This window comes from Acetobacter fabarum (assembly GCF_040702925.2).
GTDB lineage: Bacteria > Pseudomonadota > Alphaproteobacteria > Acetobacterales > Acetobacteraceae > Acetobacter > Acetobacter fabarum_B.
In genome coordinates this window covers 12,079-29,490 of sequence record NZ_JBFCXX020000004.1, presented here as the reverse complement: position 1 = coordinate 29,490, position 17,412 = coordinate 12,079, and the positions used below count along the sequence as shown (strand labels likewise).

The 17,412-nt window shown below is 54.5% G+C and carries 12 protein-coding genes and 1 tRNA gene; 10 read left to right on the top strand and 3 right to left on the bottom strand.

What is annotated here, in order from left to right; translation table 11 throughout:
* The first annotated feature begins 353 nt into the window (after positions 1 to 353).
* From AB2L51_RS04685 to AB2L51_RS04675, 3 genes are all read left to right on the top strand, one after another.
* Entirely contained in the window at positions 354 to 2,720 is a 2,367-nt protein-coding gene (locus AB2L51_RS04685) for a TonB-dependent receptor plug domain-containing protein (protein WP_395581591.1), read from the top strand.
* 245 nt (positions 2,721 to 2,965) lie between these two features.
* Positions 2,966 to 3,041 (top strand) — tRNA-Asn (locus AB2L51_RS04680).
* Positions 3,042 to 3,173: 132 nt separating this feature from the next.
* A complete protein-coding gene (locus tag AB2L51_RS04675) occupies positions 3,174 to 4,034 on the top strand; it encodes a hypothetical protein (RefSeq protein ID WP_395581592.1) in 861 nt (286 codons plus the stop codon).
* 139 nt (positions 4,035 to 4,173) lie between these two features.
* Here AB2L51_RS04675 and AB2L51_RS04670 read toward each other — a convergent pair whose 3' ends face one another.
* From AB2L51_RS04670 to panC, 3 genes are all read right to left on the bottom strand, one after another.
* Positions 4,174 to 5,967: an ATP-dependent nuclease gene (locus AB2L51_RS04670; protein ID WP_395581593.1), complete on the bottom strand. Its 1,794-nt coding sequence runs from the start codon at positions 5,965 to 5,967 to the stop codon at positions 4,174 to 4,176.
* Between the two features lie 300 nt (positions 5,968 to 6,267).
* Positions 6,268 to 6,618, bottom strand: a complete 351-nt coding sequence (locus tag AB2L51_RS04665; RefSeq protein WP_395581594.1) for a RidA family protein — start codon at positions 6,616 to 6,618, stop codon at positions 6,268 to 6,270.
* A 43-nt stretch (positions 6,619 to 6,661) separates the two neighbouring features.
* Positions 6,662 to 7,507: a pantoate--beta-alanine ligase gene (gene panC / locus AB2L51_RS04660; protein ID WP_395581595.1), complete on the bottom strand. Its 846-nt coding sequence runs from the start codon at positions 7,505 to 7,507 to the stop codon at positions 6,662 to 6,664.
* Positions 7,508 to 7,711: 204 nt separating this feature from the next.
* Here panC and dnaE point away from each other — a divergent pair, with 204 nt between their 5' ends.
* The 7 genes from dnaE to recO all read left to right on the top strand — a co-directional run bounded on the left by dnaE (position 7,712) and on the right by recO (position 17,368).
* Complete coding sequence (gene dnaE / locus AB2L51_RS04655; protein ID WP_395581596.1) at positions 7,712 to 11,131, top strand: DNA polymerase III subunit alpha; 3,420 nt, start codon at positions 7,712 to 7,714, stop codon at positions 11,129 to 11,131.
* A 3-nt stretch (positions 11,132 to 11,134) separates the two neighbouring features.
* On the top strand, positions 11,135 to 12,511 hold the full coding sequence (gene pabB, locus AB2L51_RS04650) for an aminodeoxychorismate synthase component I (protein ID WP_395581597.1): 1,377 nt from the start codon (positions 11,135 to 11,137) through the stop codon (positions 12,509 to 12,511).
* Positions 12,508 to 13,314, top strand: a complete 807-nt coding sequence (locus AB2L51_RS04645; protein WP_395581598.1) for an aminotransferase class IV — start codon at positions 12,508 to 12,510, stop codon at positions 13,312 to 13,314. The genes pabB and AB2L51_RS04645 overlap by 4 nt, the downstream gene beginning before the upstream one ends.
* Before the next feature lie 159 nt (positions 13,315 to 13,473).
* A complete protein-coding gene (locus tag AB2L51_RS04640) occupies positions 13,474 to 14,580 on the top strand; it encodes a Rieske 2Fe-2S domain-containing protein (RefSeq protein WP_395581599.1) in 1,107 nt (368 codons plus the stop codon).
* 162 nt (positions 14,581 to 14,742) lie between these two features.
* Entirely contained in the window at positions 14,743 to 15,531 is a 789-nt protein-coding gene (rpsB, locus tag AB2L51_RS04635) for a 30S ribosomal protein S2 (RefSeq protein WP_166111565.1), read from the top strand.
* Between the two features lie 133 nt (positions 15,532 to 15,664).
* Positions 15,665 to 16,570, top strand: a complete 906-nt coding sequence (gene tsf / locus AB2L51_RS04630; protein WP_166111562.1) for a translation elongation factor Ts — start codon at positions 15,665 to 15,667, stop codon at positions 16,568 to 16,570.
* Between the two features lie 39 nt (positions 16,571 to 16,609).
* On the top strand, positions 16,610 to 17,368 hold the full coding sequence (recO, locus tag AB2L51_RS04625) for a DNA repair protein RecO (protein ID WP_395581616.1): 759 nt from the start codon (positions 16,610 to 16,612) through the stop codon (positions 17,366 to 17,368).
* The last annotated feature ends 44 nt before the right edge of the window (positions 17,369 to 17,412 follow it).

Here is a 17,412-nt window from a genome sequence, read left to right as displayed (position 1 = left end):
TGTAGCTAAATGCTCTGAAAAAGAATGGTTGGATGAATTTATTTTCGGCTTTTTTCATAGAATGTCTTGGGTCGAACAAGATATAACGGTATCGAAACGATGTGTACGAATAGAGCTTCCAACGGGCCGTTAGTGTCACTCAGCACCATTTAGCTATCTGATCGATGAGAGACCGTCGTCACTGTTGATCGCCAGACCGTATTCATCCTGTGCAAATTTGTCGGGAGGCATGAAAACTTATGGCCCAGCATTGGATCAGGACAGTACGGATTTTCTCTGTAACTACAATGCTCCTTGGCAGTAGTTCCGTAGTATCCGGCCGCATTGCAAGCGCTGAGGAGCTGCATAAGCAGATGGGCGCGGCAAAAGAAAGCCGCGCAGCGACCAAAGCAGTAAAAAAGAAAACCACACATGCCTCCTTGCAAGGTGAAGCGGAGGAGGTTTCCGTGCAGGCGGCGCACAGGGTCAACTCCGCATTGTCGGAAAGAACCCAGGTTCACAGCACCACGTCCGTGCAGGTTGTCTCGTCCGAGCAGCTCAAGCAGACCGGGCAGAGCAACGTCATGGCTGCTCTTGAGCAGCTTAGCCCATCGCTCAGCTCGCCATCCTTTAGTGGATTGGGCACTAACGGTTTTGTGCGGACGATGCAGCTGCGCAACCTTTCGGCGGACGAAACCCTTATTCTGGTGAACGGCAAGCGCCGCCACCTGAGCGCCAACTTTAACTCAAATGACGGACCAAACGCAGGCACGGAACCGTCCGATATTGCTCTTATCCCCATTAGCGCAATTGACCATGTGGAAGTTATTACCGATGGCGCCAGCGCACTGTACGGGCAGGAAGCCATTGCCGGTGCGGTCAACATTGTGCTCAAGCGCAATAGCCGCGGTGGTGAATTCAATATTCAGAACATGGGTTATTACGCAGGGGACGGGCAGGGCGTGGATGGCTCGGCTGACTATGGTCTGGCGCTGGGCAAGCGCGGCGGGTTTATGAACCTTGCTGGCCAGATTACTCACACCCAGCCGACCAACCGCTCTGGTATTTACGAGAAAGCGGGAGACCCCCAGTCCGGTCAGGATCTGAACCGCATGATGGGTGCTGGCAGCCAGCTTGTTGCCACAATGTCCGCCAACGCAGAAATGCCGATAACGGATATGATAAAGGCTTATCTGCTGACAACTTATGCGCACCGTAACAACGTGACGCCGCAGTCTGTCCGCACGGCTGCGAACGTGAACAATATTTTGCAATATTACCCCAACGGCTTTCAGCCGCAGATGGGCTTGCAGGAAGATGACTTCCAGATCAACGGTGGTTTCCGCGGCGCGGCGTTCAAGGACTGGATGTGGGACACATACGTCACCTATGGGCGTGACGAACAGGAATACTCCACCCTTGATTCGGTCAACGCAACATATGGGATGAACAGCCAGACAAAGTTTTATGATGGCACAAACATTTCCACCCAGTTTGTGGCGGGTGGTAAAATGTCTCATAACTTCGATGTCGGGTTCCTGCCCAAGCCGGTTAACCTGATGTTCGGGGGGGAATACCGCCACGATACATTCCAGCTTATGGCGGGTGACCTCCAGTCCTGGTCAGATGGTGGGATGAAGCATGGCGCAACACCGGGTGCTTCTGGCCATCCCGGTGCGCAGCCCGCGGCCGCAAGCGATACATCGCGTGATATTTTCGATGGTTTTGTCAATACCGAGTTCTATATAACCCCCAAGTGGGAGTGGACGCTGGGTGGCCATGCGGTCAATTACTCCGATATGGATAAAACGGCAGCAACAGGCACAATTGGCACACGCTATAACTTTAACAAGCGTTGGGCGATCCGGGCTAACGTGGGCACAGGCTACCGTGCGCCAACTCTTGGGCAGGAAAACTATTACATTATCACCACCTTCCCCGGGTATTCCACGGCACAGCTCCCCGCCAATGGCGAGGCGGCAAAGGCTCTGGGTGCTACAGGGCTTAAAGGGGAAACAACAAAGAACTACAGCATAGGGTTTGACGCCAAACCACTTGACCACTGGAATGTTAACGCCAATCTGTATTGCATCCAGATCAATAACAGAATGGCTAACTCCACCCAGTTTACAGAATACAACGGATCACCCATTGCCAGTATTCTGAACCAGTACAATATGTCAAACGTGACCTATGCCCATTATTACGGCAACCCGGTCAATACCGTGACATATGGTGGGGATGTTACAACAGACTATACGCTGGATGTGGGGCGTATGGGGCAGCTGAAGTTCAACCTTGGGATCAATTTCTCGGATACGGAAATTTCCAAGATGAAAGTCAGCACAACAATGTTTAACGCGTATGCGCAGAATCTTCTGCTGCATTCCGCACCCAAAAACCGTGAGATGGTGGGGGTACGCTGGAGCTGGAAAAAACTGTCCATCTTTGTGCAAGAAGAGCGTTATGGTTCTGTGACCTACATTGCAACGCCCAGCTTGGGCGGGAATGACTGGCTGAACGTGAAGCCGGGTTACATTACGGATCTGGAAGTGGGGTATCAGGTTCTGGAACGTCTGCATCTGGCCGTCGGGGCGAACAACCTGTTCAACTACTATCCCAACCAGTTGCGGCGTTCTCTGTCTATCTCGACCTCCAGCGGTGCCTATAAATATCCGACCAACTCACCTTACGGGTTTATGGGTGGTTACTACTACGTCAAAGCGTCCATGACCTTCTGAGCTGCAGAAAGTCTGGAATAACAGAAACTTAGGGAATAAATGGTGATGCTGGCCCACTGTTATGCGACAGTGGGCCAGTTTTTTTTGTACCATTTGCCGAGGCGATAAAGATTACTATTTTGTAATATAAAAAGGGTCTTGCACCCCCCAAGGGTTCCCGTTATACACCCACACAGCAGCACAGCGTTGCGTTATCCCCTTGAGGGAGTGGGCAATAAAGTGCAGCAGAGTGGTAAAATTGCTGTTCCCGAATAGCTCAGTTGGTAGAGCAAGCGACTGTTAATCGCTGGGTCGTAGGTTCGAGTCCTACTTCGGGAGCCACACTTTCCTTTAAAAATCAAAGACTTACGCGCTGATTTGCTCTATTGAGCAAATGGCAACAGTGTTAGCTTACCTTAGCATAGTGCTTTCGAGGTCTGTGCTAGGCCCAACGAAAACAATGGGTTAGCTAATATGACGAAATCCCTTAGCTTAGTTTTAGCTTATAGTGCTGAGCAATATAGCGAAAAAAAGCCGGTAGAGACGCGTAGCGAGCATAAGACGATTACAACACCAGAAGGGTATAGTCTCTTCACGCAGCCACACTCTGCTAACTGGTATGTTCGTTTTTCCGTCAACCAGAAGCAGTTTAAAAAATCCCTAAAAACAAGCTCTCTCGACCTGGCGAAGCCTCGTGCGATGAAAATATATTATGAGACCATTGCCAAGGCGGAGGCGGGGCTAAAAGTCCATGCCACGACAGTGCATGATGTTCTCAATGAATGGATTGCTTGCACAAAACTAAGACAGCCGGAGCAGTCTGTCGTTGATAGATTCATACGAGGTTATTTTAGCCGTATGGATGTGACGCAGCTAAACGGTAGAACCATTGCTGATTTTATGGAGTGGCGCAGAACGTATTGGACAGAAGGGCCTGGGAAAGACCTCGATTATGTGACATACTCCCGTGATGGGAGGATGGTTAAGAGACCCGTTGAGCACACCGAACCCCAACCTTCAACGATGAATACGCTACAGGCGATTCTTTCCAAGTTTCTGCGGTTTTGTCTAAACCGGGATTACATTCGCAGAATACCTGACTTTGAGCGTGTGAAGGTGAAAACTAATGTCAGGCCGAGTTTTAATGATGCTGAAATCATAACGATAGAGCAGGCTGCTTTAGCTGATGCTCAGCAATGGTTTAATTTTCGGAATGAGAAATATATGCCGCAAATGCACAAAGCTCATGTTGCTTTCTGGTATAGCGTTCTTATGGATTGCCCATTTGAGTCAAAGTCCAATACTGAGGATATGAAAGGACCAAAGGCTCCTTGAGCAGAGGAACGTAAGGCCGCACGCGCCTTTGCAATGCCAAGTAGAAAGCGTGGGCCTTATAAGAAAAGGTATCTTGACCTTCAAGTCTCAGCAGAGATCAAGATACCACTGGATTCTAATCAATCGCCGTTGGGAGGCTTTATTTCAATTCTTCTAATCCATTAGCTTTGCGAATGAAGTTAACCACCCCGTATATACGGTCATTAAGGTCTAGCTTGGTAAATGACTGTTTATGATTGTCTACAATCCATTTGGCGATGGAAACCTTATCAGCCTTTTCCTCTATAGAAGCTTCTATTTTACCCGATTTTGGTTTCCGTTTGAAATAGAAAGCATGGTCGTATTGACCATCTTTATCCTGCCCATCGTATATTCTGGGATGATTGGCTTTTAAAGCCTCTTGAATGTCAGGATAATTCAGATAATTCTCTATTTCTCGCCCTTGAGTAATCCATACATAACCACCATTTATTTCGAACTCTTTTTTGATACGTTCTTTTGTATTATTAATTTTGTCATCGTCACTTTTCTTGTCGCTATCCATGACTATAAGGCTGTTACGATTCAACGATGGAAGTTGTATGAATCTCTGAACATCCTCTTCTTCGCTGTCGTCTTGCTCTTCACCATCACCCGATAAGTGACTGAGAAGTCGACCACCATAAAACATTACAGAATAGTGAATGCCTTCTACCAAGCTGGAATCGACACACTCAATCCAGTAACGAAGATATATCAACTCGCTAGGGCCTTCGACCCACACCACACTATTGGCTTGGAGGATGTCAGAAGCCTTATAACCTAGTTGGTGACAGATGTTATATTTATCTGAGTTTAATATAGCCTCCTTGATCATAGTCTGATTGTTTTCTAAGTAGACGTGAAAAATAGCCGCATTAGACGTGTCGATGAACGATGCGGAATGGGTGGATATAAAATATTGATTTGATGTTTTTTTGTTGAGGTAATTAATAAGTTTTTTCTGTAAAATTGGATGGAGATGTGTTTCCGGTTCTTCTATGCAGATAATTTCATTTTCTGATAATGTGCAAAATGTAGCAATCATAATTACTTCGGAAATTCCTGTTCCGAGATTTTCAAGGGGAAGACGTTTCCCATTTATTTCTACAATTATGGCGCTTTTATCTGTCGGTATTTCTATTGTTGCGTTCAGGTTTGAAATTACTTCACGTAAAAAATTTTCAATTTTTCTAAATTTTAATCTGTCGTTAGAATTTTTTATATTCGGCCGATCTAATCCGGCTAAGCACTCAATAAGACCTTTCCCTGAATAATCATCAAATTGATTACCAACTTCATCAATATATCTAATAGTGGGTATTATTTTTATGGGTTGTAAAGATGATTTAAATAAACGAAAATAATCGTCAATCACTTCTCTCCAAATTGTTGAGGGCGTTGATGTGTTTGATAAGGAAACACTTAGTGCCATAGCAATATCACCTAAGCAGTCATGGTAGTATTCCATATTGATGAAGTTGATAAGTTCGCCATTTTTGTCTAGAATTTCTTTTTCTAGGTTCCCTTTTTCATTTATTTTAACGTTTAATTTCAGCATTGACTTATTATTTAATAAAATATTATCAAAAAAACTCATTACTTTATTTCTTTTTTCTTTATTTATAATGTCAAGCCCACCTTGATATAGATCAATTCTCATGTTTGAAGAAAACTCTATCGGGGAATTTGTATCTTCCATAGACAGATCTAGATTTTGCGGCGCATCAAGAGTAGATGCTGTGTTTCTTTGGATCTCTTTTAAGTAATTTGAAATAAAAATTAAAACAGTTGACTTTCCGGAATTATTTTCTCCAATGAAGAGGTTTATTTTTTCAAATTTATCCATTTTTACAATTCGTTTGCCTATGCCACGAAAATTTTTGATTTCAAGATTTTTTAGGAAAATAGACATGCCGATCCTCAATATCATTTTGAGGTATATTTATATAGGCAATCTTCGCTCATGTCAGGTTTTCGTTGCTGAAAATGATATTGGATTCATAGGAAAGTGATTAGATAACAATATTTCCCATTGCGTGCCACCATCCTGTCATCTTACGCTTATAGTCTGCCGTGCTACGTGGCGCTGGCTGCGACCTGTGGGTGCTCTGGCCAGTATGTGGGGGAATGCATGTTTATGTCAGGCATTTTCCAGAGAACGACCCTCGCTGCGTAATAAGGCAACGGGGGTGCTTCGGCCCGGCTTCAGGTCTCAGGGCAGGGCTGCAATGCCGGTCAATTCCACTTTCCACGATGGGTCTGCCAGTCTGGCTTCCACCGTTGCACGGGCCGGTTTGTTGTTGCGGTCGAGCCATGCATCCCATGCCCGGTTCATGGCGGCCATGTCATTCATATCCGCTAAAAAAATCTGCACAGAAATCAGGTGGCTCTTGTCTGTTCCGGCTTTGGCCAGCAGGGCATCGACCTGTTGCAGAATATCGGCCATCTGACCTTGGGCATTCAGGCTGGCGTCATCGGCAATCTGGCCTGCCAGATATACAAGCCCGTTATGAATAACGGCTCCGCTCAGGCGCTCTTCGGGTTCAAGGCGCGTTATGCTCATGGTTATCTCCGTTGTGGAAAGAAAAATAATGGGGGGCGCGGGTTTAGGCTTGGTGGAGCGGCATGTTGTCAATCAGGCGGATGTCACCAAGACTTGCGGCAACAAACAGGCGTGCATCTGGCTGGGGGGTGGATGTCTGCTCCAGTGTGTCCCCGGTGCGCAGTTCAAGGTAATGCACGTTAAACCCCGAAGCCGTCAGGCGGTCGCGGCAGGTTTGCAGGCTATCGGCAACGGGCCTGCCTGTTTTAATGTCTGCAATGCAGGCGTGCAGTGCTGCGGGCAGGTGGGTGGCCTGTTTGCGCTGTGCGGCACTCAGCCGCCGATTGCGGGAGGAAAGGGCAAGGCCATCTGCTTCGCGCACGGTGGGGACGGGAACAATGTTTACGGGCAGGTCAAGGTCACACACCAGACGGCGGATCAGGCAGAGCTGCTGGTAGTCCTTTTCACCAAAGGCTGCGACATCGGCACCGGTCTGGAGCAGGAGCTTGCTTACAACCGTTGCAACACCATCAAAATGGCCGGGTCGTTCTGCCCCGCATAGCATCGCGTCCGCACCGGCAACCGTAATGCGTGTTGCAAAACCCGGCGGGTACATCTCTGCCTCATCAGGGGCATAGAGCACATCAACCTTGCCGGTACCCTCCAGTACGGCGGCATCGGCTTCAAGCCCGCGGGGATAGTGCTCAAAATCAGCCAGATTGTTGAACTGGATGGGATTGACAAATATGCTCACAATCCGCCGCGTGGCCTTGCCATCCAGCGCGTTGACAAGGGCCAGATGGCCGTTGTGGAGCGAGCCCATGGTAGGCACAACGCCAATACGCTCGCCCTCTGTGCGCCATTGGGCGCGCTGTGTGGCCAGCTCTGATCTGGATCTGATAATCCGCATGAAATATCCTGAATAACAGATGAAACATCGGGGCGATAAAACCCCCGAAGAGGGTAGAGCCTCCACTTTAGTGCCGATTGGTGCGCGGTTCCAGCCGCAGGGCGGGGGTGACTGCCCCAGCCCATGCATGCTGCATGCCGTGCCCTGATTTTTAAAGTGCGTACAGGGCGGTGAAGAGAGGACATGCCTGTGCTATGGAGGAGCATGTCCTACGCTGATTTTGTTCATCTTCGTGTGCACTCTGCCTACTCGCTCAGTCAGGGGGCAATCCGGGTGCCGGAAATTGCATCCCTCGCGCAGGAAATGCATATGCCTGCCGTGGCTATTGCCGATTCGGGCAATCTGTTCGGTGCTTTGGAATTTTCGCAGTACTGCACGAAAAGTGGCATTCAGCCCATTATCGGGGCCCAGATCGGCCTGCCTGCCCGCAATGACAAACCTGGTGCACCGGCTGAACCGGTGGTGCTGCTGGCCCAGAACGAAGTGGGGCTGACCAATCTCCAGTTCCTCTCATCGGAAGGGTTCAAGACATCCGATCCGTCTGACCCGTTTGTAACGCTGGATACACTCTGCGCACGCGCCGAAGGGCTGATGTTGCTCAGCGGCGGCACACGCGGTCCCCTGTTCCAGATGCTGGCCGAAGGGCAGAAGGACGAGGCCACACGCTGGCTGGCCCGTATGCAGGAAGCTTTTGGCGACCGGCTGGTGGTGGAACTGCACCGCCATAATCTGGCTATTGAAAAAGCGGTGGAGCCGGGTGTACTGGGCCTTGCCAGCCAGTTTGGCCTGCCGCTTGTGGCCACCAATGAGTGCTTTTTCCCCAAGCCGGAAATGTACGAGGCGCATGACGCGCTGGTGTGTATTGCCCAGGGCCGCACCATGGCGGAAAAAGACCGCTTCCGCGTAACCCCCGAGCACTGGTTCAAACCCCCGCAGATGATGCGCGCCCTGTTCGCGGATCTGCCTGATGCGTGTGACAATACGCTCGAAATTGCCCGCCGCTGCGCCATAAAGGTGGAAACCCGCAAACCCCTGCTGCCTGTCTGCCCCAAAGTGCGCGAAGGTGCGACCGAGGACCAGACCCTGCGCGCCATGGCATGGGAAGGGCTGGAGCGCCGCATGGCCTCCATGACGCTGGATGACGCAACGCAGGACCGCTACCGTGAACGGCTGACATTCGAGCTGGATATTATCTCCAAAATGGGGTTCCCCGGTTACTTCATGATCGTGGCGGACTTTATCCAGTGGGCCAAGGCGCATGATATTCCGGTAGGGCCGGGGCGTGGTTCGGGTGCGGGCTCGCTGGCGGCGTGGGCGCTGACCATTACGGATATTGACCCCATTCCCTTCAACCTGCTGTTCGAGCGGTTTCTTAACCCCGAACGTGTCTCCATGCCTGACTTTGATATCGACTTCTGTCAGGACCGGCGAGACGAGGTGATCGCGTATGTCCGGCGTGAATATGGGGGCGACCGGGTTGCCCAGATCATTACCTTCGGTAAGTTGCAGGCCCGCGCGGCGGTGCGTGACGTGGGGCGTGTGCTGGGGCTGCCCTATGGCATGGTCAATCGTGTGGCCGAGCTTATTCCCAACAACCCAGCCAAGCCTGTTACGCTCAGGGAAGCCATAGAAGGCGAACCCAAATTGCAGGAAATGCGCGATAATGACGAGGCTTTGCGCAGACTGCTTGAAATTGCCCAGCAGCTTGAAGGGCTGTTCCGCCACGCCAGCACTCACGCCGCCGGGGTGGTGATCGGGGACCGCCCGCTGGTGGAACTGGTGCCGCTGTACCGAGACCCCAAGAGCGACACGCTGGTCACCCAGTATAACATGAAGTTTGTTGAGCAGGCCGGTCTGGTCAAGTTCGACTTTCTGGGCCTGACAACACTGACCATTCTCAAACGCGGTGTGGATTTTATTCACAAGATGGGCAAGGAGGTGGATCTGGCCTCCATCCCCCTGAACGATACCGCCACATACGAGATGCTCAGCCGGGGCGATACGGCAGGCGTTTTCCAGTTCGAAGGTGCTGGCATGCGCGATGTTCTCAAACAGATGCGCCCCACCCGGCTGGAGGATCTTATTGCCGCCGTGGCTCTGTACCGCCCCGGTCCAATGGCCAATATTCCTGACTACTGCCGCCGTAAGCATGGTGAGGCGTGGGAACCCCCGCACGAGGAAATCCGCGATATTCTTGAAGAGACCTACGGTATCATGGTCTATCAGGAACAGGTCATGCAGATTGCCCAGAAGATGGCGGGCTACAGTCTGGGTGGGGCAGATCTGCTCCGCCGCGCCATGGGTAAAAAAATCCGCGCGGAAATGGACCACCAGCGCGAGATCTTTACCAAAGGAGCCACCGGGCGCGGCATAGATCACGACAAGGCGGTAGAGGTGTTCGACCTCATGGCCAAGTTTGCGGATTACGGGTTTAACAAATCCCATGCTGCGGCCTATGCTCTTGTCTCCTACCAGACCGCGTGGATGAAGGCCAACCACCCTGTGGCCTTCCTTGCTGCCTGTATGTCACTCGCGCGGGAACGGACGGAAAAACTGGCGGCCCTGCGGCAGGAGGCCGAGCGCATGGGCATTGCCGTGCTGCCGCCAGACATCAACCGTTCGGAGGCTGACTTTGCCGTGGAGGTCATGCCCAATGGCGAATACGCCATTCGCTACGCACTGGCCGCGGTTAAAAAAGTTGGTTTTGGGGCCATGGAGGTTCTGGTTGCCACAAGAGGGGACAAGCCTTTTACCGATCTGGCCGATTTTGCAACGCGCATAGACCCCAAACACATCAACCGCATGCAAATGGAAAATCTGGCCAAGGCAGGCGCGTTTGAATGTCTGGATAAAAACCGGGCGCGTGTCTTCCATTCAGCCGATGTCCTTTTGCGCCGCGCCCATAGTCAGGCGCAGGAGGCGGCATCAGGCCAGATCGGTCTGTTTGGTGGCGGCGGGCAGAAGGAGCCCCTGCGTCTGGCCGAAGGGCCGGACTGGCCGGAGTTTGAAAAACTGGCCATGGAAGCAGAAGCGGTTGGCTTTCATATGACAGCCCACCCGCTGGATGCCTATGGCCCTGTGTTGCGCAGGCTGGGGGTTGTCAAATCCTCCCAGTTGCTTGCCGCGGCAGAAGCCGGGGTCGGGCGGGTTAAAATTGCGGGCTGCGTGGTGGACCGCAAGGAGCGTCCGACACGCACAGGCAATAAAATGGCATGGGTGCGCCTGTCCGACGCCACAGGTGGGTGTGAGGTCACGGTATTTTCCGAAGTGCTGGGCCGTGTGCGGGAAAGTCTGGTGGCGGGCAGGGCTGTGCTGGTTACGGCCGAACTTAAGCAGGAGGGCGAGGCCATGCGTATCACCGCGTCCGACATCGTGGAACTGGAGGACGCAGCCGCCCAGGGCCAAAGCGAATTGCGGATATGGCTGGAAAAGGAAGAGGCTCTGCCCGCCCTGCAAACCGTGCTGAGCGACCAGAAGGGCGGCGCAGGCCGTATTGTGCTGTTGCCCGGTGTGGCTGAAAGCTGCGATGTGGAAATCCGGTTGCGTGGTGGCTACAAGGTGACCCCTCTGCTCGGGCAGAAGCTGCGTACACTGGATGGTATTTCCCGCGTGGAGCAGGTCTAGCCCGTGGCATGGACGCGCACCCTGCCATGGCGGGAGCCGGATACGGTTCTGGCCCTGTGGGGAGGTGCCCCATGGTGCGCTTTTCTCGATAGTGGCGGAGCGCTGGACGCACGCAGCCGGTGGCGTATCTTCTGCCATAATCCACGCCATACCCTACAGGTTTTTGCAGACAGGGTGGAAGTGGACGGGGTGCGTCAGGCTTTGGGTGCGTCTGAGCAGATGCTGGATATTCTGCGTAAAATACAGGAAGGTTTCAGTATTGGTACCTATCAGGCGGATGTGCCGTTCTGTGGTGGCTGGGTCGGTTTTGCCAGCTATGCGTTTGGCCGGGCCTTGCAAGGTGTTCCGTCCCGGCATGCGGAGGGGGATGCTCCTGTCTTTTCCGCAGCTTTTTACGATCATGCCTATATATGGGACCGCAAAAACCGGCAGGTGGTGCTGGCAGGGCTGGCGCATGATGGGCTAACGCCTCAGGCGTGTGAGCAGGCTCAGGCACTCTGGTCCGCCCTGCCTGAGCACGCGGAGCCAGCCCCACAGGTACCCCCGCTGCATTTGCGGGCCAGTCAGACACAGGCGGAATACTGCCGGGCAGTCAGTGCTGCGCAACGCTATATTGCTCAGGGGGATATTTTTCAGGTCAACATCACCTGCCAGCATGTGGCGGACCTGCCTGCAGATATGTGTGCGTCTGGCCTGTATCGCCGGTTGCGGCAGGTGGCCCCAGCACCTTTTGGAGCTTTTTTGTCCTGTGGGGCAGGGTTTTCGCTGCTTTCATGTTCGCCAGAGCGGTTCTTGCAGGTTGACCGGCACGGGCATATGGCAACCCGCCCCATAAAAGGCACAGCCCCACGGGGGCAGAGCAGGGCGGAGGACCAGCTTCTGGCTCAGGCTCTGGCAGCAGATGATAAGGAACGTGCTGAAAACCTGATGATTGTGGACCTCATGCGCCATGACATCGGGCGTGTTGCCCGTATTGGCAGTGTGCGTGTGCCCGAATTATGGGCGGTGGAACGGTTTGCACATGTGCATCATCTTGTTTCTGAAGTGCAGGGGCATTTGCGGCAGGGGTGTGATGTGTTTGACCTGCTGGCGGCTACCCTGCCGCCCGGTTCCGTAACAGGTGCGCCCAAATACCGCGCTATGGAAATTATTGACGAACTGGAAGCCACACCCCGTGGGGCTTATTGTGGAACGGTTTTTTGCCTTGGTGTGGATGGGCGGATGGATAGCTCCGTGATCATTCGCAGTTTTGTCGCCCACGGGGGGCAGTTGCGTATGGGTACGGGGGGCGGGATTACCATTCTGTCTGACCCGCAAAAGGAATATGAGGAAATGCGCCTGAAGCTTGCCCCTTTTGCGGCTTTTGCGGAGAGAGCATGACAGTCGTATGGCTCAATGGCGCGCTCCTTACGCGTGATGAGGCCCGCATAAGCCCGGCAGATCGTGGCTTTACGCTGGGTGATGGCCTGTTTGAAACCATGCGGGCGGTTGGTGGGCGGGTTCTGCATCTGCCCCGGCACATGGCCCGTCTGGCAGCGGGGGGAGGTGTGCTGGGCATGCCCGTGCCGCAGGCTGGAGTGGTGGAGGAGGCTGCTACGGCGCTGCTACAGGCATGCGGGTTGCACAACGCGGTGCTACGGCTGAGCGTGGCGCGCGGGGAGGGGCCAAGGGGGCTGCTGCCTCCGACTCACGTGCACCCTACCGTGTTGCTTACGGCGGCTCCGGGGGAGTTCAGCCTTGCTCGTATTCAGGTCGTGACCAGCCGGTTGATCCGGCGGGATGAGGCCTCGCCCCTGTCCTATATCAAGAGCCTGAACTACCTGCCCGGTATTCTGGCCCGGCAGGAGGCCGAGCGTATGGGGGCGCAGGATGCGCTGTTGCTCAACACGCAGGGACGGGTGGCGGAAAGCACGATCAGCAACCTGCTGGTGGCAACGGATGCGGGGCTGCTCACGCCCCTTGGGGGCGAAGGTGCGTTGGCGGGCATTGCCCGTGAGCGCCTGCTGGAGCAAAATTTTGTGCGTGAAGCCCGTCTGGCCCCGGCGGACCTGCTGCACGCGCGTGGTGTGTGGCTGGTAAATTCCCTTTCGCTCCGGGTGGTCACGGAACTGGACGGAACGTCCTTGCCGGTGGACGAATCATGGACCGCGCAACTGGAACAATGCCTGCGGAAGAGTGCATAAGCCGAATTTGATTTATGTCCATTCCGTTTGGAAGGCAGGCATGCGACGATAAGGGCTTGTGCAGACCCGGCTGAATGCTCAATCGTTCGCACGTCCTTTTCAGGCCGGAATGATATGCATCGGAACAACCGGTCTGTGGTATTCTGATGAGGTGACACCATGCAACAGGCAGCAACAGCTACGGAGCAGCAGGCAGAGCAGGGGCATGCCCCCCGCTATGATCTGAGGCAGATCGATGTTGATCCCAATTTCTGGTACCCTGTGGCATGGTCCAGCAAGGTAAGGCAGGGCAAGGCGTTTGCCGCCCGTTTTGCAGGCCATCCCATTGCGCTGATCCGCCCGGAATACGGCCCGGTCTATGCGCTGGAAGACCGCTGTGCTCACCGTCAGGTCCCGCTGAGCAAAGGCGTTGTGGACGACAAGGGCTGCATCAAGTGCTGCTATCACGGCTGGGCGTTTGACCAGCAGGGCAAATGCGTAACCGTGCCCTACCTGAACAAGGAAGGCGTGGGCCGCCCGGTTAAATCCTACCCCTGCCGCGAAAAAAGCGGGCTGATCTTTATCTTCCCCGGTGACCCCGATCTGGCGGACAAGGTGCCCGTGCCCGATATCGCGCAGGTGGGGAACCCTGAATACAAGACCCGCCAGTTCAGCCCGCGCCTGAAGTGCCACTATACGTTCATGCACGAAAACCTGATGGACATGAACCATCAGTTCCTGCACCGCCGCCAGATGGGTTCCATCACGGCCCGTTTTCTGGGGCAGGACAAGGGCGACAACTTTATGGAAGCCCGCTACAGCTTTGCGCGCAAAGGTGGCAACCAGCCGCTGGCCGAAGCCCTGATTTTTGGCAAACATCATGATGATGGGCGCGAACAGCCAGTGGAAGAGGTCGTGTCCATTCGCACCACCTATCCGTACCAGACGCTCCAGATCCATGACAAGGACGGCGACCTGATCATGGACCTGTGGGCATGTTACCTGCCGCTGGGTGAAACCCAGCAGGTTACTCAGGCGTTTGGTCTGCTGTCAGTTAAAAAGCCCAAATGGACTTTCCTGCTTGATATGGCATGGCCGGTGCTGGGTCTGTTTACGCATCGCATCTTTGAAGAAGACCGCGAAATTGTGGAAATGGAACAGAACGCATGGCGCGAACTGGGCGGGGACCACAATGTGGAAGTGTTCCCTGTTGTCAAAAGCCTGCGCGATCTGCTGGCCCGCAGCGGGGTGCCCAACCGTTACGCCAAACCGCTCAAGCAGGGCTGAACGCATTTTTTGGCCTTGCCCGCAGGGCCAAAAAACGCCATATAGAGCCGCCCCGGCGCAGACCGGGGTATAACACACGCGGGGCCATACACCTCTGGTGCCCAGTCAAATGGCTGGGTGGTGTCTCGCGGAGGTTTAACCAGTTAGGTAGGAATACGCCCCATGGCGATGCCCGATTTCACACTGCGCCAGCTGCTTGAAGCTGGTGTTCACTTTGGTCACCACACACGCCGCTGGAACCCGCGCATGGCGCCGTTCCTGTTCGGTGTGCGCAACCAGGTTCACATCATCGACCTCCAGCAGACCGTTGGCCTGCTTGATCGCGCCCTCAAGGCGATTCGCGATGTTGTCGCCGGTGGTGGCCGCGTTCTGTTCGTTGGCACCAAGCGCGCCGCACAGGACCCGATTGCAGAAGCAGCACGCCGCTGCGGTCAGTACTACGTCAACCATCGCTGGCTGGGCGGCATGCTCACCAACTGGAAGACCATTCAGGGCTCCATCAAGCGTCTGCGCCAGATTGAAGAAACGCTCGAAGGCGCGACTTCCGGCCTGACCAAGAAGGAAGTGCTGGAACTGACCCGCCAGCGCGACAAGCTCGAACGCTCGCTTGGTGGTATCAAGGAAATGGGTGGTCTGCCCGACATTCTGTTCGTGATTGATACGAACAAGGAAAAGCTGGCCATTGAAGAAGCCAACAAGCTGGGTATCCCGGTTGTGGCCATTCTGGACAGCAACTCCGACCCGCGTGGCGTGACCTACCCGGTCCCCGGCAACGATGACGCCATTCGCGCCATTGGCCTTTACTGCGACCTCGTTTCCGGTTCCGTGCTCGACGGTATTTCCGCCGAACTGGGTGCTGCGGGCCATGACGTGGGTGCTTCTGAAGAACTGCCGGTTGAACCCGCTCTGGAAGCGGCTCCGGTGGCGGAAGAAGCTCCGGTAGCAGGCTGAAGCCTTTAAAAAAACAGCCCGGTTTAAACCGGGCTGTTTTTTTGCATGAGAGGCCTGTGTTTTTTACAGGCAACGGAATGTTCTGCCACGCGCCCTGCCAGGGGCGCGTTGCGGTTTTCTAAGGAGTAGGAATATGGCGGAAATTACCGCAGCACTGGTCAAGGAACTGCGCGAAAAAACCGGCGCAGGCATGATGGATTGCAAAAAGGCGCTGAACGAAGCGCAGGGTGATATTGAAGCCGCCATTGACTGGCTGCGCACCAAGGGCCTTGCCGCCGCCGCCAAAAAATCCGGCCGCGTGGCAGCAGAAGGTCTGGTTGCCGTTGCCTCTGGCGACAAAACCGCCGCCATGGTGGAAGTGAATGCCGAAACCGACTTTGTCGCCCGTAACGAAGCGTTCCAGAATTTTGTGGAATCCGTTGCTCAGGTTGCGCTCAAGGTTGGTGATGATCTGGAAGCCATCAAGGCAGCTACGCTGGCTACGGGGCGTACCGTTGCTGACGAACTGACGCACCTGATCGCCACCATCGGTGAAAACATGACCCTGCGCCGCGCACGCGTCTTTACCGTGCCGTCTGGTGTAGTGGCCACTTACGTGCATGGCGCGCTGCGTCCCGGTCTGGGCAAGATTGGCGTTCTGGCAGCTATTGAAGCTCCGACGGCTGATGAAGCCATTGAGCAGCTGGGCCGTCAGGTTGGCATGCATGTTGCCGCGACCCGCCCGTCCGCGCTGGATGTGAACAGCCTGAATCAGGAAGAAGTCGAGCGTGAACGCGCTGTTCTGATCGAACAGTCCCGCGCATCGGGCAAACCCGAAGCCATTATTGAAAAAATGGTCGAAGGCCGTATCCGCAAGTTCTACGAAGAAGTGGTGCTTCTGGAGCAGGTATGGGTGCATGACGGCGAAACCCGCGTGAAGGACGTTGTTAAAAAAGCTGGCGTCAAGCTGGTGGGCTTTGACCGCTTCCACCTTGGCGAAGGCATTGAAAAAGTCGTTGACGACTTTGCTGCTGAAGTCGCCAAGGTTTCCGGCGTCTAAGACAGGGTCTTCTGCATGCTGAACAAGGGCGGGACTTCTCTGCAAAGGGAGGCTCCCGCTCTTGTTGTTTTTGTGGCCCCGCAGGGCGAGAATGGCGCGCGGGTTCATATGCTGACCGAGCAGGACGGGCTGGTGCGCGCTCTGGCTTACGGGGGTGCTGGCCGAGCCGGTCGCGCCTTGTGGCAGCCGGGGAATGTGGTCAAGGTCCGCCTGACTCAACGGGGCGAGGGTGCTCCTGTTCAGGTATCGGGTGAACTGCTGTATGGCTGTGCTGCACGTATCCTGAGCATGCCGCTGGCACTGGCCATGATGCAGTCGGCCTGTGTGCTGGCCGATGCCACCCTGCCCGAGGGTGAGCCATGCCCGGCATTTTTTGGGGCGACCCTCAAACTTCTTTCCTTTATCGGCTACAGCCCCGACGTTGCGGAGCAGACCGGTCTGCCTAATTACATTGAGTGGGAACTGGCCTTGCTGGACGTGCTGGGTTTTGGGCTGGATTTAAGCTGCTGCGCCGTGACCGGGCAGACGAACGACCTCGCCTTTGTCTCTCCCCGCACCGGGCGTGCTGTCAGCTGCGAAGGGGCAGGGGCGTGGAAGGACCGGCTCCTGCCCCTGCCTGCTTTTTTGCATGACCCGACACAGGCGGGTTCCTGGCCGGACTGGCTGGATGGCCTGCGCCTGAGTGGGCATTTTCTGGCGCGGGATGCTTTTGGCCAGCGGCATCTGCCACTCCCCGCCGCCCGGCAGAGACTGCTCGGGCGTGTGGAAAAACTGGTAGCCGGAGCGGGCGACACCTGAACTGCGCACCAAGGCTGGCACAACCGGGTCTGTGGCGGTATGTC

Coding starts and splice junctions, on each gene's coding strand:
- AB2L51_RS04685 (WP_395581591.1), top strand. CDS start 354: ATGGGCGCGGCAAAAGAAAGCCGCGCAGCGACCAAAGCAGTAAAAAAG.
- AB2L51_RS04675 (WP_395581592.1), top strand. CDS start 3,174: ATGACGAAATCCCTTAGCTTAGTTTTAGCTTATAGTGCTGAGCAATAT.
- AB2L51_RS04670 (WP_395581593.1), bottom strand. CDS start 5,967: ATGTCTATTTTCCTAAAAAATCTTGAAATCAAAAATTTTCGTGGCATA.
- AB2L51_RS04665 (WP_395581594.1), bottom strand. CDS start 6,618: ATGAGCATAACGCGCCTTGAACCCGAAGAGCGCCTGAGCGGAGCCGTT.
- panC (WP_395581595.1), bottom strand. CDS start 7,507: ATGCGGATTATCAGATCCAGATCAGAGCTGGCCACACAGCGCGCCCAA.
- dnaE (WP_395581596.1), top strand. CDS start 7,712: ATGTCCTACGCTGATTTTGTTCATCTTCGTGTGCACTCTGCCTACTCG.
- AB2L51_RS04645 (WP_395581598.1), top strand. CDS start 12,508: ATGACAGTCGTATGGCTCAATGGCGCGCTCCTTACGCGTGATGAGGCC.
- AB2L51_RS04640 (WP_395581599.1), top strand. CDS start 13,474: ATGCAACAGGCAGCAACAGCTACGGAGCAGCAGGCAGAGCAGGGGCAT.
- rpsB (WP_166111565.1), top strand. CDS start 14,743: ATGGCGATGCCCGATTTCACACTGCGCCAGCTGCTTGAAGCTGGTGTT.
- tsf (WP_166111562.1), top strand. CDS start 15,665: ATGGCGGAAATTACCGCAGCACTGGTCAAGGAACTGCGCGAAAAAACC.